The 25,374-nt window shown below is 72.8% G+C and carries 22 protein-coding genes; 7 read left to right on the top strand and 15 right to left on the bottom strand.

Annotated features, from left to right (window positions below; translation table 11 throughout):
- Positions 1–10 precede the first annotated feature (10 nt).
- The 4 genes from ACFVS0_RS17960 to murA form a co-directional block, all read right to left on the bottom strand.
- Positions 11–730, bottom strand: a complete 720-nt coding sequence (locus tag ACFVS0_RS17960) for an HAD-IA family hydrolase (protein ID WP_430588716.1) — start codon at positions 728–730, stop codon at positions 11–13.
- Positions 731–797: 67 nt separating this feature from the next.
- Positions 798–1,847: an NAD(P)H-dependent glycerol-3-phosphate dehydrogenase gene (locus tag ACFVS0_RS17955; protein WP_430588715.1), complete on the bottom strand. Its 1,050-nt coding sequence runs from the start codon at positions 1,845–1,847 to the stop codon at positions 798–800.
- Positions 1,844–2,602, bottom strand: coding sequence for a lysophospholipid acyltransferase family protein (locus tag ACFVS0_RS17950; RefSeq protein ID WP_430550219.1), 759 nt, complete (start codon positions 2,600–2,602; stop codon positions 1,844–1,846). The genes ACFVS0_RS17955 and ACFVS0_RS17950 overlap by 4 nt, the downstream gene beginning before the upstream one ends.
- A gap of 41 nt (positions 2,603–2,643) precedes the next feature.
- Positions 2,644–3,960 carry a UDP-N-acetylglucosamine 1-carboxyvinyltransferase gene (gene murA, locus ACFVS0_RS17945; RefSeq protein ID WP_430550220.1) on the bottom strand — a complete coding sequence of 439 codons (1,317 nt, stop codon included), beginning with the start codon at positions 3,958–3,960 and terminating at the stop codon, positions 2,644–2,646.
- Between the two features lie 237 nt (positions 3,961–4,197).
- On the opposite strand from murA, the gene ACFVS0_RS17940 reads away from it, so the two are divergent.
- Positions 4,198–5,550, top strand: coding sequence for an MFS transporter (locus ACFVS0_RS17940; protein ID WP_430550221.1), 1,353 nt, complete (start codon positions 4,198–4,200; stop codon positions 5,548–5,550).
- Between the two features lie 82 nt (positions 5,551–5,632).
- Here the strand turns inward: ACFVS0_RS17940 and ACFVS0_RS17935 are convergent, their stop codons facing one another.
- Complete coding sequence (locus tag ACFVS0_RS17935) at positions 5,633–7,279, bottom strand: DHA2 family efflux MFS transporter permease subunit (protein ID WP_430550222.1); 1,647 nt, start codon at positions 7,277–7,279, stop codon at positions 5,633–5,635.
- A gap of 54 nt (positions 7,280–7,333) precedes the next feature.
- Positions 7,334–7,801 carry a MarR family winged helix-turn-helix transcriptional regulator gene (locus ACFVS0_RS17930; RefSeq protein WP_430563771.1) on the bottom strand — a complete coding sequence of 156 codons (468 nt, stop codon included), beginning with the start codon at positions 7,799–7,801 and terminating at the stop codon, positions 7,334–7,336.
- Positions 7,802–7,892: 91 nt separating this feature from the next.
- Between ACFVS0_RS17930 and ACFVS0_RS17925 the strand changes: the two genes are divergently transcribed.
- The 3 genes from ACFVS0_RS17925 (at position 7,893) to ACFVS0_RS17915 (ending at position 10,532) form a co-directional block, all read left to right on the top strand.
- Positions 7,893–8,978: an LLM class flavin-dependent oxidoreductase gene (locus ACFVS0_RS17925; RefSeq protein WP_430588714.1), complete on the top strand. Its 1,086-nt coding sequence runs from the start codon at positions 7,893–7,895 to the stop codon at positions 8,976–8,978.
- Positions 8,975–9,637 (top strand): NADPH-dependent F420 reductase, encoded by a 663-nt coding sequence (locus tag ACFVS0_RS17920; RefSeq protein WP_430588713.1) that lies wholly within the window; start codon positions 8,975–8,977, stop codon positions 9,635–9,637. Before ACFVS0_RS17925 ends, ACFVS0_RS17920 begins: the two co-directional genes overlap by 4 nt.
- A 220-nt stretch (positions 9,638–9,857) precedes the next feature.
- On the top strand, positions 9,858–10,532 hold the full coding sequence (locus tag ACFVS0_RS17915) for a DUF4287 domain-containing protein (RefSeq protein WP_430588712.1): 675 nt from the start codon (positions 9,858–9,860) through the stop codon (positions 10,530–10,532).
- A gap of 44 nt (positions 10,533–10,576) precedes the next feature.
- On the opposite strand, the gene rbsD is transcribed toward ACFVS0_RS17915, so the two are convergent.
- From rbsD to ACFVS0_RS17870, 9 genes are all read right to left on the bottom strand, one after another.
- Positions 10,577–11,074, bottom strand: coding sequence for a D-ribose pyranase (rbsD, locus tag ACFVS0_RS17910; RefSeq protein WP_430550227.1), 498 nt, complete (start codon positions 11,072–11,074; stop codon positions 10,577–10,579).
- Positions 11,071–12,009: a ribokinase gene (locus ACFVS0_RS17905; RefSeq protein ID WP_430550228.1), complete on the bottom strand. Its 939-nt coding sequence runs from the start codon at positions 12,007–12,009 to the stop codon at positions 11,071–11,073. The genes rbsD and ACFVS0_RS17905 overlap by 4 nt, the downstream gene beginning before the upstream one ends.
- Positions 12,010–12,044: 35 nt before the next feature.
- Complete coding sequence (deoC, locus tag ACFVS0_RS17900) at positions 12,045–12,749, bottom strand: deoxyribose-phosphate aldolase (RefSeq protein ID WP_430550229.1); 705 nt, start codon at positions 12,747–12,749, stop codon at positions 12,045–12,047.
- Between the two features lie 32 nt (positions 12,750–12,781).
- A complete protein-coding gene (locus ACFVS0_RS17895; protein WP_430550230.1) occupies positions 12,782–13,636 on the bottom strand; it encodes a carbohydrate ABC transporter permease in 855 nt (284 codons plus the stop codon).
- Complete coding sequence (locus tag ACFVS0_RS17890; protein WP_430588711.1) at positions 13,633–14,526, bottom strand: carbohydrate ABC transporter permease; 894 nt, start codon at positions 14,524–14,526, stop codon at positions 13,633–13,635. The genes ACFVS0_RS17895 and ACFVS0_RS17890 overlap by 4 nt, the downstream gene beginning before the upstream one ends.
- Before the next feature lie 25 nt (positions 14,527–14,551).
- Positions 14,552–15,829 (bottom strand): ABC transporter substrate-binding protein, encoded by a 1,278-nt coding sequence (locus ACFVS0_RS17885; RefSeq protein ID WP_430588710.1) that lies wholly within the window; start codon positions 15,827–15,829, stop codon positions 14,552–14,554.
- A gap of 89 nt (positions 15,830–15,918) precedes the next feature.
- Positions 15,919–17,379 carry a hypothetical protein gene (locus ACFVS0_RS17880; RefSeq protein ID WP_430588709.1) on the bottom strand — a complete coding sequence of 487 codons (1,461 nt, stop codon included), beginning with the start codon at positions 17,377–17,379 and terminating at the stop codon, positions 15,919–15,921.
- 50 nt (positions 17,380–17,429) lie between these two features.
- Positions 17,430–18,449, bottom strand: a complete 1,020-nt coding sequence (locus ACFVS0_RS17875) for a hydroxyacid dehydrogenase (protein ID WP_430588708.1) — start codon at positions 18,447–18,449, stop codon at positions 17,430–17,432.
- Positions 18,446–19,600: a mandelate racemase/muconate lactonizing enzyme family protein gene (locus ACFVS0_RS17870; protein ID WP_430550235.1), complete on the bottom strand. Its 1,155-nt coding sequence runs from the start codon at positions 19,598–19,600 to the stop codon at positions 18,446–18,448. The genes ACFVS0_RS17875 and ACFVS0_RS17870 overlap by 4 nt, the downstream gene beginning before the upstream one ends.
- Positions 19,601–19,802: 202 nt before the next feature.
- On the opposite strand from ACFVS0_RS17870, the gene ACFVS0_RS17865 reads away from it, so the two are divergent.
- The 3 genes from ACFVS0_RS17865 to ACFVS0_RS17855 all read left to right on the top strand — a co-directional run bounded on the left by ACFVS0_RS17865 (position 19,803) and on the right by ACFVS0_RS17855 (position 25,242).
- Positions 19,803–20,540: a FadR/GntR family transcriptional regulator gene (locus ACFVS0_RS17865; protein WP_430563762.1), complete on the top strand. Its 738-nt coding sequence runs from the start codon at positions 19,803–19,805 to the stop codon at positions 20,538–20,540.
- Between the two features lie 329 nt (positions 20,541–20,869).
- Positions 20,870–23,308 carry a glycoside hydrolase N-terminal domain-containing protein gene (locus ACFVS0_RS17860; protein ID WP_430588707.1) on the top strand — a complete coding sequence of 813 codons (2,439 nt, stop codon included), beginning with the start codon at positions 20,870–20,872 and terminating at the stop codon, positions 23,306–23,308.
- A 47-nt stretch (positions 23,309–23,355) separates the two neighbouring features.
- Positions 23,356–25,242 carry a right-handed parallel beta-helix repeat-containing protein gene (locus tag ACFVS0_RS17855; protein WP_430588706.1) on the top strand — a complete coding sequence of 629 codons (1,887 nt, stop codon included), beginning with the start codon at positions 23,356–23,358 and terminating at the stop codon, positions 25,240–25,242.
- Positions 25,243–25,374 lie beyond the last annotated feature (132 nt).

Raw genomic sequence — 25,374 nt, 5'->3', positions numbered from 1 at the left:
GCCCGCGCCCTCAGGCGACCGGCGACCGCAGCTCCCCGGCGAGCAGGCGTCCGCGCAGGTCCGCCAGGTCGGCGGCGTACAGGTCGAACGCGTCGTCGTCCCGCGGGGCGTCGCCCTGCGGCCGCGGCACGTAGGCGGTGCGCATCCCCGCGGCGGCCCCGGCACGCAGGTCCCATGCGTGCGCGGCGACCAGCACGGGCGGCCCCGCCGTCCCTGTCGGCGCGGGCGCCGGCACGGCAGCGGCGACCGCCGCGGCGTAGACCTCCGGTGCCGGCTTGTAGGTGCCCGCGTCCTGGGCCGACAGCGCCCGATGCCACGCCAGGCCGGCGTCCGCGCGCAGCGCGGCGAGCGTGCGGTGGTCCGCGTTGGACAGGCCGAGCACGGTGAAGTCCCGCGCCAGGGCCGCCACGCCCGCCACGGAGTCGGGCCAGGGACGCAGCCGCTGCGCGGCGGTCGCGAGGCGGGCGACGACGGGCGCCGGCAGCGCGCCCTCGGCGGCCAGCCCGGCGAGGACCTCGCGGTCCAGGTCACCGCTCGGCACGAAGTCCCGACGCCCCGCGACCACCTCCCGCTCCCGGTCGGCGACCCGGCCGAGCCACGTCGCGACGACGTCGCGCGCGGCCCCCGCGTCGAGCCCCGCACCCTGCACCTCGGCCTCCAGGCTCCCCGCCTGGTCGACCAGCGTGCCGAGGACGTCGAACACCAGGACGGGCCGGGGACCGGGAGTCATGGCGCCACCGTACGGGCGCGGTCCGACGACCGCGCTGCGGAGGTCGGGCGGGGAGCGTTCCCCGCCGTCAGGCGTCGACGCCCTCGGACTTCTGGGGGCGGGCGAGCAGGCCGCGGGCCATCTCCTCCACCGGGAGGCCCTCGTAGAGCACCGCGACGACGCCGGCGGTGATCGGCATGTCGACGCCGTGCTTGGCGGCGAGGTCGAGCACGGAGCGGCAGGACTTGGCGCCCTCCGCCGTGGTGCCGGTGGCCGCGACCGCCTCCTCCAGCGTCATGCCCTCGCCGATGTGGCGGCCGAGGGTGTTGTTGCGCGACAGCGGCGAGGTGCACGTCGCCACCAGGTCGCCCATGCCCGCCAGGCCCGCGAAGGTCGCGGCGTCGGCCCCGAGCTCGAGGCCGAGGCGCGTGATCTCGACCAGGCCGCGCGTGATGACGGTCGCGACCGTGTTCGAGCCGAAGCCGCGGCCCTGCGCCATGCCGACGGCCAGCGCGACGACGTTCTTCACCGCGCCGCACAGCTCCACGCCGACCACGTCGTCGTTGGTGTACGGGCGGAAGTAGGAGTTCGAGCAGGCCTCGGCGACGAACCGCCCCGCCGACTCGTCGGAGCACGCCACCACGGTCGCCGTGGGCTGGCGCCGGGCGATCTCGGCCGCGAGGTTCGGTCCCGAGACGACGGCCACGCGCGAGAGCGGCACGTCGAGCGCCTCGACGATGACCTGGCTCATGCGCTCGTCCGTGCCGAGCTCCACGCCCTTCATCAGGGAGACGATCACGGCGTCGGGCTCGACGAGGTCGCGCAGGCCGGTGAGCGTGGCGCGCGACACCTGCGACGGCACCGCCACGACGACGATCTGCGCGCCGGCCAGCGCCGCGGCGGCGTCGGTGGTGCCCGTCATCGCGGGCAGCTCGATGCCGGGCAGGTACTTGCCGTTGGTGCGCCGGGTCGTGACCTCGTCGGCGACGGCCGCGTCCCGGCCCCACAGCCGGACGTCGCAGCCCGCGTCGGCGAGGACCATCGCGAAGGTCGTCCCCCAGGACCCCGAGCCCAGGACGGCGACACGGGTCGGCGCCGACGGGTTCCCGGACGGGGGTGCGGTGGTCGGGTTCGTCATGGGCGCTCCACGGGCGGGTAGACGGTCTGCTTGCGTTCGTACTCGGGGTGCTTGCGCAGGTCGAAGCGGGTGGGCGGGGCCGTCTCGCCGCGGATCTCGGCGAGCTGCACGGTGATCGCGTCCATGACGCGGTTGGTGGCCTCGCGCAGGCTCTGCGTGTCGATCGGCCGGTCGTACAGGTCGGACAGGTCCACGGGCGGGCCGGCGACGATCGTCACGGGTTTGCGCGGGAACGGCCGCAGCAGGCGCCCGTACCGCGGCAGGATCTTGTGGGCGCCCCACTGGGCGACGGGCACGACCGGCAGGCGGCTGGCCAGCGCCAGCCGTGCCAGCCCGGTCTTGCCCTCCATCGGCCACAGGTCGGGGTCCCGCGTGAGCGTGCCCTCGGGCAGGATCGCCACGCAGGCGCCGCTGCCGAGCTGGTTGCCCGCGTCCTCGAGCGACCGGGCGGCCGCGGACGTGCCGCGGTCCACCGGGATCATCCGCGTCGCCCGCAGCACGGACCCGACCACCGGTGCGGTGAACAGGCCGCGCTTCGCGAGGATCCGCGGCTCGAACCCCTTGTCGAAGAGGTAGTGCGCCAGCGTCAGCGCGTCGTACTCGGTGACGTGGTTGGCGGCGGCGATGAACCCGCCCTCGCGGGGCAGGTTCTCCTCGCCGCCGTCCCAGTCGTAGCGGACCATCGAGAACAGCAGCGGCCGCACGATGCGCGCGACGAGGCGGTAACCACGGGAGTCAGGACGGGCGATCGGCACGGGGCCAGAGCCTACCGCCCGGCCTCGGTGATCGAGGCGCCTCAGCCGCGGGAGACGTCGGCGCCGAGCGCGACGAGCTTGTCCTGGAACGACTCGTACCCACGGTCGATCAGGCTGATCCCCCGCACCGTGGAGGTCCCCTTGGCCGTGAGCGCCGCGATCAGGTGGGAGAACCCGCCCCGCAGGTCCGGCACCACGATGTCCGCCGCGGACAGCGGCGTCGGGCCGGAGATCACGGCGGAGTGGTGGAAGTTGCGCTGCCCGAACCGGCAGTCACGGCCACCCAGGCACTCCTTGTAGACCTGGATCGTCGCGCCCATCTTCCGCAGCGCGTCGGTGAACCCGAACCGGTTCTCGTACACCGTCTCGTGCACGATCGACAGGCCCTTGGCCTGCGTGAGGGCCACGACGAGCGGCTGCTGCCAGTCCGTCATGAACCCCGGGTGCACGTCCGTCTCGAGCACGATCGAGTCCAGGTCCCCGCCCGGGTGCCAGAACCGGATCCCGTCCTCCTGCACGTCGAACCGGCCGCCCACCTTCCGGAACGTGTTGAGGAAGGTCATCATCTCCGGCTGCGTGGCGCCCTTGATCGTCACGTCGCCACCGGTGGCCAGGGCCGCCGACGCCCACGACGCCGTCTCGATCCGGTCGCTCAGCGCCGTGTGCGAGTACCCCTCGAGGCGGTCGACGCCCTCGATCCGGATCACCCGGTCGGTGTCCACCGAGATGATCGCGCCCATCTTCTGCAGCACCGCGATCAGGTCCATGATCTCGGGCTCGATCGCCGCACCGGTCAGCTCCGTGATGCCCTCGGCACGCACCGCCGTCAGCAGCAGCTGCTCCGTGGCGCCCACCGACGGGTACGGCAGCGAGATCTTCGTGCCCTGCAGCCGGCGCGGGGCGCGCAGCTGGATGCCGTTGGGCATCTTGTCCACCACGGCGCCGAACTGGCGCAGGATGTCCAGGTGGTAGTTGATCGGCCGGTCGCCGATCCGGCAGCCGCCCAGGTCGGGGATGAACGCCTCACCCAACCGGTGCAGCAGCGGCCCGCAGAACAGGATCGGGATGCGGCTCGAGCCCGCGTGCGCGTCGATGTCCGCCACGTGCGCCGACTCCACGTTCGACGGGTCGAGGTCGAGGATCCCGGCGTCCGGGTCCGACTTCACCGTCACTCCGTGCAGCTCGAGCAAGCCCGTGACCACGCCCACGTCACGGATCTGCGGCACGTTGCGCAGGACGCTCGCCGACTCGCCCAGCAGCGACGCCACCATCGCCTTGGAGACGAAGTTCTTCGCCCCCCGCACCGTGATCGTGCCCTCGAGAGGGGTCCCGCCGTTGACGTGCAGCAGATCGTTCATGTCGTCGTGTTCGTCCCGTCGTTACGGATGCAGTGGTCCCGGGACGTGGTCGATGCCGTCGTCCCAGCGCGCCGTCGATCCTGCCTCGCCCGGCACGGTGGTGCCAACACGCGCCCCGGCGGGCTTATTCACGTTCACCACACCTTCACGCGGCGGGCACCGGCACGCAGCGGGACGCGATTCATATCTTGAGACAACTGTTCATGATACGGGATGACGGTCGTACGGTCGTCGACCATGACCACCTCCGTCACGTCGGGTGCCACGAGCGCGCCGACGCCGGCCGTCAACTCGCGCGGCCGCGTCGTCGTCGCGTCGCTCATCGGCACCTCCATCGAGTTCTACGACTTCTACGCGTACGCCACCGCGGCCACGCTCGTCTTCCCCGCGCTGTTCTTCCCGAACCAGGACGGCACGACGGCGCTGCTCGCGTCGTTCGCCGCGTTCGGCGCGGCGTTCGTCGCCCGGCCCGTCGGGTCGGTCCTCTTCGGCCACTTCGGCGACCGGATCGGCCGCAAGCGCACGCTCGTCGCGTCGCTCCTGACCATGGGCATCGCGACCGTGGTCATCGGTCTCATCCCCAGCGCCTCGACGCCGGGCTGGACCGTGCTCGCCCCCACCGTCCTCGTGCTCTGCCGCTTCTGCCAGGGCCTGGGCCTCGGTGGCGAGTGGAGCGGCGCCGCGCTGCTGGCCACGGAGAACGCCCCCGCCGGAAAGCGCGCCATCTGGGGCACGTTCCCCCAGCTCGGCGCCCCGATCGGGTTCATCCTGGCCAACCTCGTGTTCATCGGGCTCTCCACGTCGCTCAGCGACGCGCAGTTCCAGAGCTGGGGCTGGCGCGTGCCGTTCCTCGCCAGCGCCGTCCTCGTGATCGTCGGCCTGTGGGTGCGCCTCAAGCTCATCGAGACGCCGGCCTTCCAGAAGGTCGTCGAGGCCGACGCCGTCGCGAAGGTCCCGGTCGCCGCCGTCTTCCGCACCTCGTGGCGCAAGATCGTCTCCGGCACGTTCATCATGCTGGCGACCTACGTGCTCTTCTACCTGATGACCACGTTCACGCTGACGTACGGCACCACCCCCGCGTCTGACGTGCCGCCCGGCCTCGGCTACGCGAAGGTCGACTTCCTGTGGATGCTGATCATCGGCGTGGTGTTCTTCGGCATCTTCACGCTGGTGTCCGGCCCGCTCGCGGAGCGGTTCGGCCGCCGCGGCCACCTCCTCGTCGTCACGGCCGCGATCGCCGTCTTCGGCCTGCTCTTCGTGCCGCTGTTCGGCGGCGGCACGACGGGCGTCATGGCGCTCCTCATCCTCGGCTTCACGCTCATGGGGCTGACGTTCGGCCCGATGGCCGCCATGCTGCCCGAGCTGTTCCCGGGGAACGTCCGGTACACGGGCTCCGCCATCGCGTACAACGTGTCGTCGATCCTCGGTGCCGCCGTCGCGCCGTTCATCGCGGTCTGGCTGTGGGGCATCACGGACTCGCCGGTGCTGGTCGGCATCTACCTCTCGGTGATGGCCGTCATCACCCTCGTGGCGCTCTTCGTCGAGAAGGACACCACGCACGTCGACTTCACGGACGACGTCGGCGCCTGACGCGCCCGGCACGTGACGACGGCGCCGCTCCTCCGCACGGAGGGGCGGCGCCGTCGTCGTGCGAGGGACCCGTGGCCGCCGGTCAGCGCGTCGCGGCGACGGGCTCGCGGTGCTGCACGGGCGACATCGCCGCCGCGCAGAGCACCCCGACGACGAGCACCACGCCCACCAGCAGCAGCGTCTGCGCCGCCGCGTCGGCGAAGCCGGCGAAGAACGCCTGCTGGGCCGCCGCCCCGACCTGCTCGGCGACCGAGGCGGGCACCGAGTCCGGCAGCTGCACGGACCCGACCGCCGTCGTGCCGAGGCTGCCGCTCGCCTGCGAGATGCCGTCGACGAACGCCTGCCGGTACTGCTCGGGCAGCTGCGCGGCGACGTCCTGCGCGGCCGCGGGGACGGTGACGCCGAGGCGCGCCGAGAGAGTCGCGACCACGACGGCGGAGCCGATGACCCCGCCCACCTGCCGGTTGGTGTTGAACGCGCCCGCGCCGGCGCCGGCCGTGCGCGCGTCGAGCCCCGACGTGGCCAGGTTGGACAGCGGGGAGAACGTGAGCCCGGTGCCGACGCCGAACAGCGCCATGGGCCACAGCAGCGCGTACGGCGACAGGTCCGGGTCGAGCACCGCGGCGAGCCACAGCACCGCGCCCGCGATGGCCGCGAACCCGGCCGCGACCACCCACTTGGCCGGCACCCGGTCGGACAGCCGGCCCGCGAACGGCGCGACGACGCCGGACACGAGCGAGCCGGGCATCATCACGAGCGCCGCGTTGATCGGCGTCAGGCCCAGGATCGACTGCAGGAAGATCGTCAGCGGGAAGAAGATGCCGATCATCGCGAACGTGACGACCATGCCGTCCACGTTGGCGAGGGAGAAGTTCCGGGACCGGAACAGGCGCAGCGGCAGCAGCGCGCGCGCCCCCAGGCGGTGCTGCCACCAGACGAAGACCGCGAGCACGAGGACGCCGAGACCCACCAGCGTCCACACGGAGAACGGCCCCCAGATGTGGCCCCAGTCGAAGTTCTCGCCCTCCTGGAGGCCGAAGACGACGGCCGCGAGGCCCAGCACGGACAGCACCACGCCCAGCGGGTCCATCGTGGTGCCGTGCGACGGGAGGTGTGGCAGCCGCGCGACCGAGAACCACAGCGCCGCGACGCCCACCGGGATGTTGACGTAGAAGATCCACTCCCAGCCGATCGTCTCCACGAAGACGCCGCCGAGCAGCGGGCCGACGAGCGTCGCGACGCCGGCGGTCGCGCCCCACAGGCCCATCGCCGCGCCGCGCTGGGTGGGCGGGAAGACGCGGGTGATCATCGACATGGTCTGCGGCGTCATCATCGCCGCGCCGACGCCCTGGACCACGCGGAAGCCGATGAGCCAGCCGATCTCGGGCTCCGAGCCGATGTTGCCGGAGAACCCGCACAGGAACGAGAAGGTCGTGAACACGATCAGCCCGGCGATGAACACCGACTTCTGCCCGTACCGGTCGCCGAGCCGCCCGGCGAGGAGCATCAGCACCGCGTACGACAGCAGATAGGCGCTGTTGACCCAGCCCACCTCGATGAGGGAGGCGGAGAACTGCTCGGTCAGGGTCGGGATCGCGATGTTCACGATCGTCGTGTCGACCATGATCATGAAGAAGCCGAGGATGAGCGGCGGGAGCACGCTCCACGCGGACCTGCCGTGCAGGTCGACGAGCGGGGTCACCGGGGCGCGCCCGGGAGAGGTGGACATGCGACGAGCGTGGCACGGGCCACCGACGGCCGCGCGCCCGGCCGACCGGCCGGTTCAGCCGCCCGGACGGTCCAGCGCGGCCCGCAGCGCGGCGGCGATCTCGCCGGCGGCGGCGAGCTGGTCGTCGGTCAGCGCGTCGACGAACAGGTGCCGCACGGCCCGCAGGTGCGCGACGGACGCCCGGCGGAACGTCGCGGCCCCCTCGTCGGTGAGCGCGACGCCGGCCGCCCGGCTCCCCTGCCGGGCGACCAGGCCGCGCCGTTCCATGCGCCCCACCTGGTGCGACAGGCGGCTGCGCTCCCAGCCGACGGCGTCCGCGAGCGCCGACGACCGCAGGCAGTGGCCGTCGGCGTCGTGCAGGGCGAGCAGCACGGCGTAGTCCGGCGAGGAGAGCCCCGACTCGGCCTGGAGCCGCGCGGACAGGCGCGAGCGCAGCGCGTCCGTGGTCTCGACGAACTCGCGCCAGGTGCGCAGCTGGTCGAGCGTCGGCGAGCGCCGCGCGCCGTCCCGGTCCTGGGTCATGCCTGCCTCCGCCGTGGTGGATCGACACTGGGAATTGACACGTCAATTCCGACGTTACCCCCGGCGACCGACACCGCCACAGGAGGGCACCATGACCACGCTCCAGCTCGGGCTCGACTCGTTCGGCGACCGCCCCGTCGGCGCCGACGGCGAGCTCGTCTCGCACGCCGCCGCGATCCGCCAGGTCGTCGAGGAGGCCGTGCTCGCCGACCAGGTGGGCGTCGACGTCGTCGCCCTCGGCGAGCACCACCGGCCCGAGTACGCGATCTCGACGCCGGAGACCGTGCTCGCGGCGATCGCGTCGCGCACCGAGCGCATCCGCCTCGCGTCGGGCGTGACGGTGCTGTCCTCCGACGACCCGGTCCGCGTCTTCCAGCGCTTCGCCACCCTCGACGCCCTCTCGGACGGTCGGGCGGAGGTCATCCTCGGGCGTGGCTCGTTCACCGAGTCGTTCCCGCTCTTCGGCTACGACCTGGCGGACTACGACCTGCTCTTCGAGGAGAAGATCCACCTCTTCACCGAGCTCCTCAAGGAGGAGCCGGTGACCTGGTCCGGCACCACCCGGCCTGCGCTGCGCGACGCCGACGTCTTCCCCAAGACGGAGTCCGGCCACCTGTCGACCTGGGTCGGCGTGGGCGGCTCGCCGCAGTCCGTGGTCCGCGCGGCGCACTACGGCCTGCCGCTGATGCTCGCGATCATCGGGGGCGAGCCGGGCCGGTTCGCACCGTACGTCGACCTGTACCGGCGCGCGACCGCCCAGCTCGGCACGACGGCGCACCCGGTCGGCATGCACTCCCCCGGGTTCGTCGCCGACACCGACGAGGAGGCCGTCGAGATCTTCTGGCCCCACTACCGCCTCCAGCGCGACCGCATCGGCGCCTCCCGCGGGTGGCCGCCGATCCGCCGCGAGGAGTACGACGCCGAGGTGGCGCACGGCTCGCTGTACATCGGGTCGCCGGAGACCGTGGCCCGCAAGATCGCGACCGCCGTCACCGAGCTCGGCGTCGGCCGCTTCGACATGATCTACACCACCGGCGCGCAGCCCGCCGAGGCCCGGCTGCGCAACGTGGAGCTGTACGGCACGCAGGTGGTCCCGCGGGTCCGCGAGCTCGTGGCCGAGCACGCCGCGACGCAGGACGCCACCGAGCCCACCACCGAGGACGGTGACGCCGCGTGACCGCCCCGTCGCCGGCGCCCGGCGCGCCCGCCACGATCGGCATCCTCGGCGCGGGCAAGGTCGGGACGGTCCTGGCGCGGCTGGCCGTGGACGCCGGGTACCACGTGCTCGTCGCGGGCTCGGGCGACCCGGCGAGGATCGCGCTGACGGTGGAGGTGCTCGCCCCGGGGGCGCAGGCCGTCACGGCCCAGGAGGCCGCCGCGAAGTCCGACGTCGTCGTCCTCGCCCTGCCGCTCGGCCGCTACCGCACCGTGCCCGTGGACGCCCTGGCCGGCACGCTCGTCGTCGACGCCATGAACTACTGGTGGGAGGTGGACGGGCACCGGGCCGACCTCAGCGACCCGGCCACCTCGACGAGCGAGCTCGTGCAGGACTTCCTCCCCGCGTCACGGGTCGTGAAGGCGTTCAACCACATGGGCTACCACGACCTGGACGCCGGGGCGCGGCCCGCCGGGGCGCCGGGGCGCCGGGCGATCGCCGTGGCCGGGGACGACGCCGACGACGTGCGGCAGGTCGCCGGACTCGTCGACCGCCTCGGCTTCGACGCGGTCGTCGCCGGGCCGTTGGCCGCCGGCGCGCGCCTCCAGCCCGGCACCCCGGCGTTCGGCGCGAACCTGCCCCACGACGAGCTGCGCGCGCTGGTCTCCCCCGCCGCCTGACGCCGCCCCGGGCGGCGGGCGGCGGCGGCCCCTATGCTGGTCGGCAGGGCGGCGCGTCCCGCCCGACCCCCGGACCGGCGCTCGCGCCGCCGGGACCGCGCGAGCGGTGGGGGCAGAGGGGACCTCGAGTGCTCGACGCGGTCAGGACACCGTGTTCACCGGTGCCTGCCGGCGGGCGCGAGCCGCGGGTGGCGCACCGAGCGAGCACGCAGGAGTCCTCATGACCACGCAGGAGTCGTTCAAGAAGCGCGTCCGTGCGCGCATGGCCACCACCGGCGAGAAGTACGGCGCCGCGCGCCGCACCCTCCTCGCCCAGGCCGCCCCGCCCTCCGCCGCCGGGACCCGCGCCTGGGTCTCGGAGCCCGACCTCTCCGACGACACGATCCGCGAGAGCACGGGCCGCGGGTGGGACGAGTGGGTCGCGCTCGTGGACGCCGGGCCCGGCCGCGGCGCCGGGCACACCGCCGTCGCCGCCTGGCTCGTCGACGTGCACGGCGTGTCCGGCTGGTGGGCGCAGTCCGTCACCGTCGGCTACGAGCGCATCACGGGCCTGCGCGTACCGGGCCAGCGGACCGACGGCACGTTCTCGGTCAGCCGCTCGCGGCGGACCGACGTCGACCGCGACGCGCTGCGGGCGCTGCTCGACGACGAGACCGGCCGCGCCGACCTGGTACCCGGCCTCACGCTCGCACCCCGGTCCCGGCCGGGCGTGAAGAGCCCGCGGTTCGGCGTGTCCGACGGCGACGGCGAGCACGGCGTCGCGATGTTCTCGCTGGACCCGATCGGCTCCCGGCTGCGGCTCACCGTGACCCACGAGCGGCTCGGCTCCGCGGCCGAGGCCGAGCTGTGGAAGGCGTTCTGGGCCGACTGGCTGGCGGCGCTCGACGACGCCTGACGGTCACCCGACCGGAGCCCGGCCGGTCGCCGGGGGCGTGCGTGCTACCCGAGCTCGGGTCGCACGCCCTCGGCGATCAGCCGCCGCCGCTCGACGTACTCCGGCAGGATCGTCACGTCGTCGTCGGCGAACCACTCGAACGGCGCGGTCGACGCGACGAGCGCGAAGTTGGCCCACGGCTCGAACGACCCGGACCGGACCACGACCTTGGCGCGCGGCGCCCAGTGCTCGACGAGGTGCTCGTGGGTCGTGCCGTGGAACGTGGCGCCCGAGCCGGTGAAGAGGTCCTGCACGTCGCCGTACAGGCGCGGGTGGTGCGTCTTCACCTCGGTGGCGAGGTGCACCTCCTCGACGAAGACCTCCTCCCGCAGCACCCGCAGGATCGTCCGCACGTCGAGGTGCCCGCGCGTCAGCGCGAGGTCGACGCGGTGCGCGTCCTTCGGGATGGGGAACCCGGCGTCGGTGACCAGCACGACGTCGGTGTGCCCCAGCGTCGCGAGCGCCCCGGCGAGCCCGGGGTGCAGGATCCGTCCGCTTCTCATGCCGTCTCCTTCGTCGTGGCTCTCGTGGTGGCGAGGAACCCCTCGACCTCGGCGCGCGTCCGGTAGGACGGCACCGTCTCCCAGTGCTCGCAGCACAGCGCCGCCACGACGCCGGCGAAGGCGGCACCCGTGCGCAGGTCGCGCCCCTCCCCGAGCGCGACGGCGAGCGCCGCGTTGAAGCTGTCGCCCGCGCCGTTGGAGTCGACGACGTCGACCGCCGCGGTCGGCACCGCCGTCACGCCCTCCGCATCGGCCACGAGCGCCCCGTCCTCCCCGCGCGTGACGACGACGGCGCGCGGCCCGAGGGCGAGCAGCCGCCGGGCGAGCTCCTCGACCGGCGTGGGGTCACCGGGCGGCAGGCCCAGCGCGACCCTGGCCTCGTGCTCGTTCGGCGTCAGGACGTCCACCGCCGAGAGGTCCACGCCGCGCAGGTCGACGGCGGGCGCCGGGTTGAGCACCGTCGCCACGCCGGCGTCCCGCGCGACGCCCAGCGCGTGCAGCGCCGAGCCGAGCGGGATCTCGAGCTGGGCGAGGACGACGTCCGCCCCGCGCAGCGCGTCGGCGGACGCGTCCAGCACGTCGGGCAGCAGCCGGTCGTTGGCGCCCTTGTCGACGACGATGAGGTTGCGCCCGGCCGTGTCCTTGACGATGAACCCGACCCCCGTCGGCGCCGTCGGGTCGACCGTCACGCGCGAGTCGTCGACCCCCTCGGCCGCCATCAGGGCGCGGAACTCCGCGCCGTGCGCGTCGTCGCCCACCGCTCCGACGTACGCGACCTCGGCACCGAGGCGAGCGGCCTGGACGGCCATGTCGGAGCCCTTGCCGCCGTACGTCTCGCGGTACTCCCGCCCCAGCAGGGTCTCCCCCGCCTCGGGCAGCCGGTCGACCGTCATCACGAGAGCCTTCGCATAGCTCCCCACCACCGTGAGCCTCATCGCTCTCCTCCGTGTCGTGCCGTGCGCCGGGGACGTCAGTAGGCGTCGGGGTCGCCGACGAGACCGTCGACGATCGCGGGCCCCGAGCTGGTGCCGACCAGCTCGGCCCCCGCCTCGAACAGGCGCTGCATCTTCTCCAGCGAGTTGACCTTGCCGGACACCTTGACCCGGCAGGGCGGCTCGATGTTCGCGGCGAGCAGGCGCACGTCGTGCTCGGTGGCCTCCAGGCCGCCCTTGCCCCAGCCCGACGACTGCTTCACCCAGTCGACCCCGGCCTCGTACGCGATCCGCGTGGCGCGGGCCTTGAGGTCGTCGGTGGGCAGGAAGCCGAACTCGAGCATCACCTTCACGGCCACGCCCTCGGCGTGCGCGAGCCGGACCACGTCCTCGATGTCGCGGGCGTAGAGGTCCTCGTCGCCGCCGAGCAGCAGGCCCGGGTGCGGCGGGAAGTCGAACTCGTCCACCCCGGTCGTGACGAGGGCGCGCAGGGCCGCGAGCCGCATCTCAGGGGTGTCGTTGGCCATGGGGAAGTTGAGCGTGGACGCGACCTTGACGCCGGTCCCCGCGAGCACGTCCTTCGCCAGCGGCACCCAGTACGGCGCGATCATCGCGGCGTCGAAGCCGTAGGCGGCGCACGTCTCCAGGTGCTTCGTCACGCCGTCGCGCGTGAGGTCGGGGTTGACGTTCGTGTACTGGATCGCGCGGGCGACCTGCGTCGGGTCGGTGAAGTCGAGGGTCATGCGGGTTCTCCTGGACAGGTGAGGTGCGCGGGTCATCCCTTGACCGCGCCGGCGGACAGGCCGCTCATGACGTGCCGTTGCATGAGGACGAAGATGAGCAGGATCGGCACCACAGCCAGCAGCAGGGTGGGGAACACGATCTCGTAGTTGGTGGTGTACGAGGACACGGCCGCGTACACACCGGTGGTGATGGTCCGGAACGACGACCCGGGCCCGAGGATGAGCTGCGGGCTGACGAAGTCGTTCCACGCGCTGAGCGCGTTGAGGATGAACGCCGTCGCGACGATCGGCTTCATGAGCGGGAACACGATCCGCCACAGCACGCGCTGCTGGCTCGCGCCGTCGATCGCCGCCGCCTCGTCGAGCGAGCGCGGCAGCATGCGGATGTACCCGGTGAAGATGAACAGGGTGAACGGGATCATGGTCGACGACATGAAGAGCACCAGGCCGGGCAGCGTCCCCATGAGGTGCAGCGCCTTGAGCACGAAGATCGCGGGCACCAGGATGATCTGCGCCGGGATGAACATGCCCGCCACGAAGAACATCAGCAGCACCCGGAACAGGATCGTCGGGGTGCGGGCGATCACGTACGCGGTGGGGACGGAGACCCCGATCGCGACGACGTTGCACGCGACGACGAGGAACAGCGTCACCGCGTAGCCGGCGACGACCGGGAAGTTCGGGTTGGACCATGCGTCCTGCAGGAACTGGGTCGTGGCCGTGGCCGGGTCGAACCCGAGCGGGGACAGCAGGATCTCCTGCTGCGGCTTGAACGCGTTGACGACGACGATGTACAGCGGCACGAGCATCGCGACCGACAGCACCGCGATCGCGATGGTGCGCACGGTCGCGCGCGACCGCGCCGTCCGGCTGCCCGACAGGCTCATGACAGCGCCTCCGCTCCCTCTTCGGCGCGCCTGCGCAGCGCGATGATCGTGAACGACAGGATCCCGGCGACGACGATCAGCAGGACCGCCTGGGCGCACGCCAGGCCCACCTTGTTGTTGGCGAAGGAGACCGCGAGGATCTCGTAGGCCCAGGTCTGCGTCGCGTCGCCGGGCCCGCCGTTGGTCAGGCCGAGCACGACCTCGTAGACCTTGAGCAGCGACAGCACCGACGTCACGATCGTCACCGTCACGGTGGGGGCGAGCGCCGGCCACGTGACGTGCTGGAACACCTGCACGCGGCCGGCGCCGTCGAGCGTCGCCGCCTCCTGGAGGTCCGCCGGCACGGCCTGCAGGCCGGCCAGGTACAGCACGAGCTGGACGCCGAGCTGGGCCCACACGATGACCGCGATCATCGTCGCGAGCGCCCAGTCCGGGTCGGACAGGAACGGCAGGGCCGACCGGCCCGACCCGGTGAGCACGTTGTTCACCGCGCCCTGCGGGCCCAGGATCGCCTGCCACAGGAAGCCCACGATGAGGGCCGACAGCACGTGCGGGTAGAACATCACGGCGCGCGCGAACGCGGTGAAGGGCGTGGTCCGCCGCAGCAGCAGCGCCAGACCGAGCGCGATCACGTTGACGCCGAACGCCCCGACGACCGCGATGACCCCGGTAACCCACAGCGACGAGTGCATGTCGCCCGTCGGGTCGGTGAAGATCCGCGTGTAGTTCTTCAGCCCGACCCACTCGGGCGCCTGGGTCGGGATGCCGTTGTACTCGGTGAACGAGTAGTAGACGGCGTACCCGACGGGCACCACCATGAGTCCGATGTAGACCAGCGCCGCCGGGACCGTCATCAGGCCCCGGCCCAGCGCGCCCCTTCTCCCCAGCACGCGTGCCGTCCTCGCTCGAGCCATGTCAGCCCGCTGCCTCCGCGTCGTACCAGGCCGTGAGCTGGGCGGCGGCGTCGGCGGGCGACGTGCCCTGCCACAGCCCCTGCGCGACCTCGGTGAACTTCTCGTTGAACCCGGCGACCGGCAGGGCGAAGTCGCCCACCGTCTGGTTGCCGGGCACCACGAACGACGGCGCGGCGTCGATGAGCTCCTGGACCTGCCCCGCGTACTCGTTCGCGCTGGTGTCCAGGCCCTCGCGGTTGAAGTTGTCCATCTCCGCCTGGGTGGCGATGGCGTCCTCGTCGGTCACGAGGTACTCGACGAGCTGCGTGGCGGCGTCCTTGGCCTGCGTCCCGTTCCAGACCATGTACGGGAACGCCATCGTGGCGCCCATCGGCGCGGGCTGGTCGGCGGCGTCGTCGACCGGCGGCGCGAAGATCCCGACCTCGAACTCGGGCGGCGAGCCGGCGAGCGTCGTGGTGAACCAGGAGCCCATCGGGTAGATCCCGACGTCGCCCGCGATGAAGTTCGCCTCCTGCGTGCCGCTGTCCGTGGCCACGTCGTCGGCCGTCGTGTAGCCGGCGTCGATCCAGTCCGCCACGTGCTCGAACACCGGCTGGAACTGGTCGCCGAGGGTCGCCGACCCGCCGGCCACGGTCTGCTGCCACCCGGGGGTGGTGAGGTTCTGCTGCGGGTGCCAGATCTCCTGCACCTGGACGCCGGTGGCCCACTCGGAGGCGAACCCGATCGGCTTCTTCACGCCCTCGTCCTGCAGGGCCTTGAGGGCGGCGTCCATGTCCTCCCAGGTGGCGGGGGGCTCCGTGATGCCGGCCTTCTCGAAGAGGTCCTTGTTGTAGTACAGGAGCGACTGGGCCTGCATGCCCACGCCCACCACGTTGATGGCCCCGTCCGTGGAGTACAGGTCGGCCATCGGGGTGCCCTGCGCCCAGTCGTACTCCGACAGGTCGAGGATCTCGGGCGCCGTGTCCTCGGTGGGGAAGACCGACTGGATGACGTCGGGCGCCGTGCCGGCGGCGAGCTGCGTCGGGAACGTCTCGGCGACCGACTGGCCGCTCGGCCCCTCGATCTTGACGTCGATCCCCGTCTCCTCCTCGAAGGGGGCCACGAGTTCGTCCCACTTCGCCTGCGTGAGGTTGTCGGTGATGTTCACGAGCATCCGCACCTGGTCGCCGCCGCCCGAGCTACCGCCGCCGTCGTCGGAGCTGCAGGCCGTGAGGGCGAGGACGGGTACGAGCCCGAGCGCGGAGGCGCCGATCGCCCCGCGCCGAAACCTTGCTGACATCGTTGTCTCCCTGGGTGGGTGCGTCGTCCTCGAGGACGAGGACCACTTGTCATACATGCTACATGTGAGAGGTGGCGGGCCACCAGTCCCTAGCCGAGCCGGCCTCGGAAGGGGACGGGGCCGACGACGGTCACGTCCGTCGGCCGGTCCGAGTCGTCGATCCGGAAGATCCCCTCGTCCGCGACGAAGAACGCCGGCGCGTCGGGGTACTCCAGCTCCGCCGGCAGCGGTTCCTTGTCCGTCCAGGCGAAGAACGACCGCGCGAACGTGTCGCGGTCCTTGCGGCCGAAGATGCTGAGGTCCCCGGCCGTGTACGGGCTGAGGATGCACCAGTGCACGCCGTCCTCGGCCCAGAACGCCCGGTCCGACAGGATCACCGCCTGCCGGTCGGGGTCCGCGAACACCGCGTCCCAGAACGACGCGTCCACGTCGCCCCGGGCCAGCGCGTGGCGGGCGAGGAAGAGCAGGTCGTGCGCGTGCCAGGCGGTGCTCGGCGCGACGTCGGCCTCGTGGTGCCAGCCCGTGGCCGACACGAACGGGCCGGCGGGCGACTGGTAGCGGGCGTAGGTGCGCAGGCACGCGTCGCGGAACTCGCCCAGCTCGGGCACGTCGAGGTCGGCGAGCACCTCCTCGATGCCGTACAGGCTCAGCCCCATCCCCGCGACCAGCATCGGCGTGGTCGAGAGCAGGTGCGTGTCGCCCCGCACGTACCAGTAGCGGTGGAAGCGGGTGCAGCCCGCGTCGTCGGTCCACGCGGAGCGCGCGACGTGCCGGCAGATCGCGACGGCCTCCTCCAGGAGGTCCGGGCGGCCGAACCGGCGCGCGCCCAGCACGAGCGGCACCACCATGAGCCCGTAGTACTCGGCGGGCTCGAGGATGCCGCCGCCCTCGCGGTCGGTCGGCTGGCGGAAGACGCCCACCGACGCGCCGTCGGGCACCCCGCGCACGTGGCTGAGGCGCACCAGGGCGTCGAGGTCGTCCTCGAGCTCGGCGGCGTAGACGTCGTCGCCGCTCAGCTCCTCGTACCGCAGCTTGGCCCAGACCCGGGCGTACTCCTGGTTCACCGTGCCGTCGGGGGTCGGCCGGCCGCCGCCGTAGACGCGGCACGCGTCGAGGTCGCGCCGTACGGCCGCGAGCACCTCGGCGCGCTCGTCGGCGGGCAGCAGGTGCCCGGCGTGCCGCAGCCCCTCCAGCAGTCCGAGGCAGCCCACCATGTTGTGGATCAGGCCCGCCGTGGCCGACTCGCCCACCTGGAACCCGATGTGGCGGAACTGCCCGTCGTCCTGCACGGCCCGCGCCTGGAAGAGCATCATCCGCCGCCACAGGTCGAGCCCGCGGTCGTCGGGGTACCGCCCGAGCACCTCGCCGAACGCCGCGGTGGCCGGGGCGGAGAACGCCTGGTGGCCGCTGGTGAAGTCGACGAACGTCGCCGGGTTGGTGCCCCACACGCTGTGGTTGTGGAAGCCCCGGATCTGCCCCTCGTCGCCTACCCACGTGCGCATCCAGCGCGCGAGCGCCGCGACGTCGGGGCCGGCCTGTCCTGCCGCCATGCGTCCTCCTGCCTCGTTGCTGCGGGTGGCATCCTCGCGCACCTCGGTCGTCACGACGCCACCAGCTCCTCCGGGTGCGCGAACGGCAGCCCGCGGGCGAACCGCTCGACCTCCGCCGCGACGGAGTCGCCGATCCGGCGCAGCTCCGTGCCCGTGGAGCCCGCGAGGTGCGGCGTGAGCACCACGTTCGGCAGGCTCCACAGCTCGCTGTCCGCCGCCGGCGGCTCGGGGTCCGTGACGTCGAGCACCGCGTCGATCCGGCCGGTGCGCAGCTCGGCGAGCAGCGCCGCGCCGTCGACCACGCCGCCCCGGGCGGTGTTGACGAGGGTGGCGCCGTCGGGCATCAGGCCGAGGACCCGTGCGTCGATCTGCCCCGCCGTCCCGGGGGTGAGCGGCTGGTGCAGCGACAGGACGTCGCTGCGCGCCGCGACCTCGTCGAGGCCCGTCGCCCGTGCCCCGGGCAGGCCCGGCACCGGGCCGGGCGACAGCTCCGGGCTGTACAGCAGCACGTCGAGGTCGAACGGCCGCAGCAGCTCGACCACGCGGCGGCCGACCGACGACGCGCCGACGATCCCCACCGTGCGGCGGTAGTTGCCCGCGCCGGTGAGGAGGCGCTCGGCGTCCGGCGCCGCGCGTCGCTCGCGGTAGGCCCGCTCGGCGGCGTGCGCCTTCTTGTTCGCGAGCAGGATCATCGCCAGCGCGTACTCGGCGACCGGCACGGCGTTGGCGGCCCGGGCGTTCGACGCCGCCACCCCGCGCGCCGCGAGCACGGCCGGGTCCGCGAGGCACGTGCGCGCGACGCCGCCCGCGTAGGCGACCGCCCGCAGCCGCGGCACGAGGTCCGCGGGAACGGGCGAAGCGCCCCAGCCGGCGACCAGCAGCTCGGCCCCGGCGAGCCGGGCGCGAGCGGCCTCCGAGCCGACCTCGACGACGATCTCCGGGTCGAGGTCGACGACCGCGCCCAGGCGCTCGAGGCCGTCGGTCCCGAAGATCCGCTCGACGAGCTCGGGCGGGTCGAAGGCCAGGACGGCACGGGGACGCGCGCCGGCCGCCCGGGGGCTCGGGCTCATCGCTGCTCGCCCGCGCGCCGGCGCGCGAGTCGCAGGCCGGCGTCCGCGGGCCGCACGTGCGGGCCCGACGGGACGGCCCACGTGCCGGACTCGCGGTTGGTGGCGATGAGCTCCTCGTCCACCTCGATGCCGAGGCCGGGCGCGTCGCCCAGCACGATGCCGCCGTCCTGGATCTCCTGGTCCACGTGCAGCCCGACCGGCCAGGTCAGGTCCTGCACCTCCGTGACGAGGTGGTTGGGCACCGCGGCGGACGCGTGGGCGACCGGGTTGGCGTTGTAGCCGACGGGGCTCACGGGCAGGTCCCGGCCGAGCGCCAGCACGGCGACCCGCAGGAAGTGGGTGATGCCCCAGACGCTGCCCGCCTGCACGACGCCCACGGCGTCGCGGTCGAGCAGGGGCCCGTACTGCTCGAGGCCGGTGAGGTTCTCCCCGGTCGCGACCGCGGCGCGCAGCTCCGAGGCGACGGCCCGGTGCCCGGCGACGTCCCACCGGCGCACCGGCTCCTCGATCCACATGAGGTCGACCTGGTCCTCGACGCGGCGCGCGAACCGGACGGCCTGGTGGCGCCCCCAGGCCTCGTTGACGTCGTACATGAGGTCGGGGTGGTCGGTGTTCTCGCGCAGGACGTCGCGGACGATGGCGAGCCGCTTGACGTCGCGGTCGACGTCGAGGCCGCCCTTGACCTTGGCACCGGTGAAGCCGCGCTCGGCCCAGGGCTCGTAGAGCTCGACGAGCGCGTCGTCGGGCAGCGCGTACTCCAGCCCGGACGCGTACGCGGGCACGAACCGGTCGGCCGCGCCGAGGGTGCGCCACAGCGGCTCGTCGGCGAGCTTCGCCTTGAGGTCCCACAGCGCCATGTCGAAGGCGCCGATCGTGCCGAACGTGCTGCCCGCGTGCCCGGACTTGAAGACGAACGCGAGCATGCGGTCGTAGAGCGCGGTCACCGCACGCGGGTCCTGGCCGTCGAGGGCGCCGAAGACCAGGTCGAGGTTGCCGCTCGCCCCGAGGCCGACGCCGGTGACGCCGGCGTCCGTCTCGAGGAGCACGACCGGCACCTCGGTCACCCCGTCCGCGACGACGCCGTTGACGTCGCCCACCGGGCGCCCCCATCGGTGGACGGTGGTGAGGGTCCGGTATCCCGTGATGCGCATCCGCTGCTCCTACTCCGCACGCGCCGCCGTCGGCGCGCGTCTCGAGGCCGGGTCGTGGGAGGTGCAGCGGCTGGGTGCCAGCGCCTCGTCGAGCCTGTCGGCTGAGTCATAACTTATGATACGAGTGATGAGTACGCAAGCCTCCGCTACGCTCGGGGTGGCCGTCAGCGCAGGCCGCGACGCAGAACGGAGCCCGGACGACATGACAACGACGCCCTCGACCGCCGGAGCGGTGCCCCGCCCCCAGCGACACCGCCCGCCGCTCGCCGCAGCGGTGGTGAAGAGCCTCGTCACGGCGATCGTCGTCGGCGAGTACCCCCCGGGCAGCGCGCTCCCCCCGGCGGGCGCCCTCTGCGAGCAGTACGAGGTCAGCCGCACGGTGATCCGCGAGGCCACCACGGCCCTGGTGGAGAAGGGCCTCGTCGCATCACGGCAGGGCTGGGGCACGATCGTGCTCGACCAGGACCAGTGGAGCCTGCTCGACCCGCTCGTCCTCGACGCGCTCTTCCAGCGCGAGGACCGGCTCGTCTACCTCGACAACCTCATCGAGATCCGCACCACCCTGGAGTGCGCGATGGCACGGCGCGCGGCCGGCCTGCTCGACGCCGAGCAGCGCTCCGCCCTCGCGGCGAAGCTCGACGAGCTCGCCGACCTGATCGACGACCCCACGGCGTACGCGCGGGTCGACCTCGAGTTCCACGAGCTGATCCACCGCGCCTCCCACGACGCCTTCGGCCGCGCGATCGTCTCCAGCGTGCAGGGCAAGGCGCTGCACTCCCCGCAGTACAGCGGCACCCCGAGCGTCGACGACGTCCGCTCGACGCACGAGGGCCACACGCGGATCCTCGAGGCGCTCGCCGCCGGCGACGGCGACGGCGCGGACGCCGCGATGCGCGACCACATCACGTCGTCCTGGGCGCGGCGCCGCCCCCAGGAGTAGCCCGGCCCGACGAGGCCTCGCCGACCACGAAGGCCCGGCCCTCCCCGCGACGGTCACGCCGCCGCCCGGAGGACCGGGCCTCTTCTCGACCTGTTGACTTGTACTACATGTGATGTACTACATTCGATCCATCGCGGCACCGCATCCCTGAGCACCTCGGGACGCGAGGACGGCGGGGCAGGGCTGCCCGGCCTCCACCGGCCGCGAGAGCACTCCAGCGACACCCCGCAGTTCCGGTACCGAAGGCGACGACGCCCGACCGCACGGGCAGCCGTTCGACCTTTCGTGGCCTCGACGACGAGACGGACGACGAGAGGGATGTGGATGCGATGACCTCGTTCACCCGACGAGACCTGCTGAGATCGAGCGGAGCCGCGGCGGCCGGCGCGGTCGTGCTGGCGGGCGGCTCCCGCGCCGGCACGGCCGAGGCCGCCGCCGGGGACGCAGGCCCGGACGACGCCGCGACCGACCCGCTGGAGCTCTGGTACCCGCGTCCCGCGGCCGCGTGGCTCGAGGCGCTCGCGGTCGGGAACGGCCGGCTCGGCGCCATGGTCTTCGGCGGCGTCGCCACCGAGACCCTCATGCTCAACGAGGACACCGTCTGGGCGGGCGGGCCGCACGACTACGCCGACCCCGGCGGCGCTGAGGCCCTGCCCGAGATCCGGCGCCTCCTCGCGGAGGAGCGCTGGGCCGACGCCCAGCGGCTCGCCGACGCACGCTTCATGGGCCGCCCCACGGAGCAGATGCAGTACCAGCCCGTCGGCGACCTGCACCTCACGTTCCCCGGGCTGACGGACGACGTCGCGCAGTACCGCCGCTCGCTCGACCTCACCACGGCGGTGACCACCACGACGTTCGTCGCCGACGGCGTGCGGCACACGCGCGAGGTGTTCGCCAGCCACGCCGCCCAGGCGATCGTCGTGCGGCTGCGCGCGGACGCGCCGGGGGCCGTCTCGGTCGACGCCGCGTTCACGTCGCTCCAGGAGACGACCACCCTGGCGCACGACGGCCGGACGCTCGCCCTCGAGGGCCGCTCCGGCGAGGCCGAGGGGCTCGAGGGCGAGGTGCGGTTCGTCGCCCTGGCACGGGCCGTCGCCGAGGGCGGGTCCGTGGTGTGCGACGAGGCGTCGCTGCGGGTCCGGGGTGCCGATGCCGTCACGTTGCTCGTCACGATCGGCACCAGCCACCGCAGCTATCTCGACGTGGGCGGCGACCCCTTCGAGCAGGCGGGGCCGCCCCTGGAGGGAGCGAGCGTCAAGGGCTTCGGTGTCCTGCGCCGCGCGCACGTGCGCGACCACCGGGAGCTGTTCGGGCGGGTGGACCTCGATCTCGGCGCGTCGTCGGCGGCGGACCTGCCGACCGACGAGCGGGTGGCGGCGTTCCGCGCCGGCGGCGACCCGCAGCTCGCCGCGCTGTACTACCAGTTCGGCCGCTACCTGCTGATCTCGAGCTCGCGAACGCCCGGCCAGCCCGCCAACCTGCAGGGGCTCTGGAACGCGGAGATGCTGCCCGCCTGGCAGTCGAAGTACACGCTCAACATCAACTGCGAGATGAACTACTGGCCCGCCGGCCCGGCGAACCTCGCGGAGTGCTGGCGGCCGCTGTTCGCGATGATCGAGGAGCTCGCGGAGTCGGGGGCGCGGACGGCGCAGAAGATGTGGGGCGCCCGGGGGTGGGTGGCCCACCACAACACCGACCTGTGGCGCGGGACCGCCCCGGTCGACCACGCCTTCTACGGGGTGTGGCCCACCGGCGGCGCGTGGCTCTCGCTCCTCTTCTGGGAGCACTACGAGTACACCGGCGACCTCGACACCCTGCGCGAGTACTTCCCGGTGCTGCGCGGCGCCGTCGAGTTCTTCCTGGACACGCTCGTCGTCGACGACGCGACCGGCTACCTGGTCACGAACCCGTCGCACTCCCCCGAGCTCAAGCACCACGAGGACGACGACGAGGGCGTGAGCCTCTGCGCGGGGCCGACGATGGACTGCCAGATCCTGCGCGACCTGTTCACGGCGTTCGACAACGCGTCGCGGGAGCTCGGCCTCGACCGCGAGACCGCCGTGGCCGCCCTCGCCGCGCGCGACAAGCTGCCCCCGAACCAGGTCGGCTACCTCGGCCAGCTCCAGGAGTGGCTGATCGACTGGGAGGACGCGGCCACCGAGACCAGCCGCCACGTCTCCCACCTGTGGGGAGTGTTCCCCAGCGACCAGATCACGCCTCGCCGGACGCCCGAGCTCGCGGCCGCGGCCGACCGCTCGCTGGAGCTGCGCGGGCCGGCGGTGACCGCCGGCTGGTCCCTGGCCTGGAAGATGAACATCCGCGCCCGGCTCCTGCAGCGCGACGGCGCCTACACGCACCTCACGCAGCTGCTCTCCCCCGGCCGGACGGCGCCCAACCTGTTCGACCTGCACCCGCCGTTCCAGATCGACGGCAACTTCGGCGGCACGTCGGCGATCAACGAGATGCTCCTGCAGTCCCACTCCGGGGAGGTCTGGCTGCTGCCGTGCCTCCCCGAGGCCTGGCCCGAGGGGCGCGTGCGCGGCCTGCGCACCCGCGGAGGCTTCGAGATCGCGATGACCTGGTCCTCCGGCCGCCTCGACCACGCCCGCGTGCGCTCGCTGCTCGGCCGCACGGTCCGCCTGCGCACCGACGCGCCCGTGCGCGTCGTCGGACCGGGCGGACCGGTCGCCGTCGAACGCCCCGAGGACGGCCTGGCCGTGTTCGGGACGCGGCGCGGCGCCACCTACGTCGTCCGGCCGACCGCCTGAGACCACCCACCTGCCACACCCGCACCACTCACGAGGAGAGGACACCGATGTCCAGACGATGGATCAGGACCGGCACGGCGGCGGTCGTCGCGATCAGCGCCGTCGCCGCGGTCGGGGTCGGGGCCACGGCCTTCGACCCCTACGCGGCGAGCACGCAGGGCAAGAAGTGCCCCCAGTTCTACGTCTCCCCCGACGGGGACGACTCCGCCCGGGGCACGGCGAACGACCCCTGGGCCACGGTCGACCACGCCCGCCAGCACATCCAGGACCTCGGGCTCAACCACGAGCGCAAGATGAGGTGCGACATCGTGGTCAACCTTGCCGAGGGCGACTACCCCGTCGACGAGACGATCGAGTTCACCGAGAAGGACTCCGGCACCAACGGCCACCAGGTGATCTACCGCTCCGCCGACGGCCCCGGCAAGGCCAACCTCGTCGGCGCCGAGCCCGTCACCGGCTGGGAGCCCTACCAGGACGGCATCTACAAGACGACGTTCGACCCCGAGCAGCAGTTCTACACGCTGTTCGAGGACGGCGAGCGCTCCGAGCTGGCGCGCTACCCCAACCGCACCTCGGAGGACACGCAGGCCCCGTACCTGTTCTCCGTCCTCGGTGAGCCCGAGAAGGAGGCCGTCCGTTCCTGGCTCTACTGGAAGGACGGCGACTGGGACCCGGCGTGGGACGACACCGCGGACAGCAACCCGCTCAAGGACGCCCAGATCACGGTGTGGTCCGGCGGGTCCTGGAGCTGGTTCACGGACACGATCCCGATCGGGGGCGCGGACTACCGCAAGGGCTTCGCGACGTTCGACTACTGGTCGCGGTACGCCCTGGTGAACAGCCGCAGCGGGTCGCGCTACTACATCCAGAACGCGATGCCGTTCCTGGACCAGCCCGGCGAGTACTACGTGGACCGGGAGGCCGGCGAGCTGTACTACATGCCGCGGGGCGACATCGACGACGTCACCATCATGCGGCCGACCGTGGCCAAGCTCGTGGACATCAAGGGGGACTCCCCCGAGGACAAGGCGCACGACATCACGTTCGACGGCCTCGGCGTGCAGTACTCCGACTTCGTCGACTGGTACCGCGCCGGGTGGATCAGCGCCGGCGACTCGGGCGAGCCGCACAAGTACCCCGAGTACGACCGGCAGATCGAGATGCCCCGCAACCGGTTCGGCGCCGTCACCCTCGAGAACACCAGCAACATCACCCTCACCGGCATGCACATCCGCGACACCGGTTTCATGGGCGTCTACGCCCTGTTCGCCAACGACCACCTGACGGTCGAGAACTCCCTGCTGGAGAACATCGGCGCGGACGGCATCAAGGTCGAGGGCGGCTGGCCCGGCGAGGGCGACCTGACCCACCAGCACACGTTCCGCAACCTCTCCATCGACCACGTCGGGGAGCTGGTCCCGGGCGACGCCGCGGGGATCGAGCTCATGGACACCGGCGACAACACCGTCGAGCACGTCCACGTCAAGCACTCCGCCCGCTACGGCATCAGCCTCGAGTCGCGGCCGGAGGTCACGGACGGCGAGCAGTACACCGACAACAACACGTTCCGGTACATCCGGATCGACCAGGCGGGGCTCGACTCCGGCGACATGGGCGCGTTCTACACCTACGGGGTGGACAACCAGGAGCCGCACCCCGTGCAGAACACCGTCGACCAGATGGTCATCGGCGACGTCATCCCCGACCCCGCCGGCGCGATGCCCGACAGCGGCACCCGAGGGGTGCACATGGACGCCGGCGGCTGCGGCTTCGCGTTCAGCAACGTGGAGGTCGGCAGGACCACCGACCAGTCGTACCAGTCGTACGACTGCAACGAGGTCACCAACGGCAGCTGGGAGGACGACTTCGACGCCACCCGGATGCAGTACGACCAGATCGGCGTCACCGCCGACTTCCCCTACCCCGTCGACTGACCACCCCGCGGCCGTGGGGTTGCCACCCCACCCCCCCCCCCGCCACCCCTCCCCCCTCCCCCCCCCCTCCCCCCCCCCCCCCCACCAACCCCACCCGCCCCCCCCCAAAACCCAACCCGCACCCCCCCCCCC

This window comes from Isoptericola sp. NPDC058082, assembly GCF_042885055.1.
Classification (GTDB): domain Bacteria; phylum Actinomycetota; class Actinomycetes; order Actinomycetales; family Cellulomonadaceae; genus Isoptericola.
The sequence above is the reverse complement of the archived record's forward strand: the minus strand, read 5'-3'. Positions and strand labels throughout refer to the sequence as shown.

Bases quoted from the DNA above. Each gene is read 5' to 3' on its own strand.
- ACFVS0_RS17875 (WP_430588708.1), bottom strand. From the start codon at position 18,449: ATGAGCCCGAGCCCCCGGGCGGCCGGCGCGCGTCCCCGTGCCGTCCTG.
- ACFVS0_RS17895 (WP_430550230.1), bottom strand. From the start codon at position 13,636: ATGAGCCTGTCGGGCAGCCGGACGGCGCGGTCGCGCGCGACCGTGCGC.
- ACFVS0_RS17955 (WP_430588715.1), bottom strand. From the start codon at position 1,847: ATGACGAACCCGACCACCGCACCCCCGTCCGGGAACCCGTCGGCGCCG.
- rbsD (WP_430550227.1), bottom strand. From the start codon at position 11,074: ATGAGAAGCGGACGGATCCTGCACCCCGGGCTCGCCGGGGCGCTCGCG.
- ACFVS0_RS17930 (WP_430563771.1), bottom strand. From the start codon at position 7,801: ATGACCCAGGACCGGGACGGCGCGCGGCGCTCGCCGACGCTCGACCAG.
- ACFVS0_RS17940 (WP_430550221.1), top strand. From the start codon at position 4,198: ATGACCACCTCCGTCACGTCGGGTGCCACGAGCGCGCCGACGCCGGCC.
- murA (WP_430550220.1), bottom strand. From the start codon at position 3,960: ATGAACGATCTGCTGCACGTCAACGGCGGGACCCCTCTCGAGGGCACG.
- ACFVS0_RS17925 (WP_430588714.1), top strand. From the start codon at position 7,893: ATGACCACGCTCCAGCTCGGGCTCGACTCGTTCGGCGACCGCCCCGTC.
- ACFVS0_RS17935 (WP_430550222.1), bottom strand. From the start codon at position 7,279: ATGTCCACCTCTCCCGGGCGCGCCCCGGTGACCCCGCTCGTCGACCTG.
- ACFVS0_RS17880 (WP_430588709.1), bottom strand. From the start codon at position 17,379: ATGGCGGCAGGACAGGCCGGCCCCGACGTCGCGGCGCTCGCGCGCTGG.
- ACFVS0_RS17870 (WP_430550235.1), bottom strand. From the start codon at position 19,600: ATGCGCATCACGGGATACCGGACCCTCACCACCGTCCACCGATGGGGG.
- ACFVS0_RS17885 (WP_430588710.1), bottom strand. From the start codon at position 15,829: ATGTCAGCAAGGTTTCGGCGCGGGGCGATCGGCGCCTCCGCGCTCGGG.
- deoC (WP_430550229.1), bottom strand. From the start codon at position 12,749: ATGACCCTCGACTTCACCGACCCGACGCAGGTCGCCCGCGCGATCCAG.
- ACFVS0_RS17865 (WP_430563762.1), top strand. From the start codon at position 19,803: ATGACAACGACGCCCTCGACCGCCGGAGCGGTGCCCCGCCCCCAGCGA.
- ACFVS0_RS17855 (WP_430588706.1), top strand. From the start codon at position 23,356: ATGTCCAGACGATGGATCAGGACCGGCACGGCGGCGGTCGTCGCGATC.
- ACFVS0_RS17905 (WP_430550228.1), bottom strand. From the start codon at position 12,009: ATGAGGCTCACGGTGGTGGGGAGCTATGCGAAGGCTCTCGTGATGACG.
- ACFVS0_RS17960 (WP_430588716.1), bottom strand. From the start codon at position 730: ATGACTCCCGGTCCCCGGCCCGTCCTGGTGTTCGACGTCCTCGGCACG.
- ACFVS0_RS17860 (WP_430588707.1), top strand. From the start codon at position 20,870: ATGACCTCGTTCACCCGACGAGACCTGCTGAGATCGAGCGGAGCCGCG.
- ACFVS0_RS17915 (WP_430588712.1), top strand. From the start codon at position 9,858: ATGACCACGCAGGAGTCGTTCAAGAAGCGCGTCCGTGCGCGCATGGCC.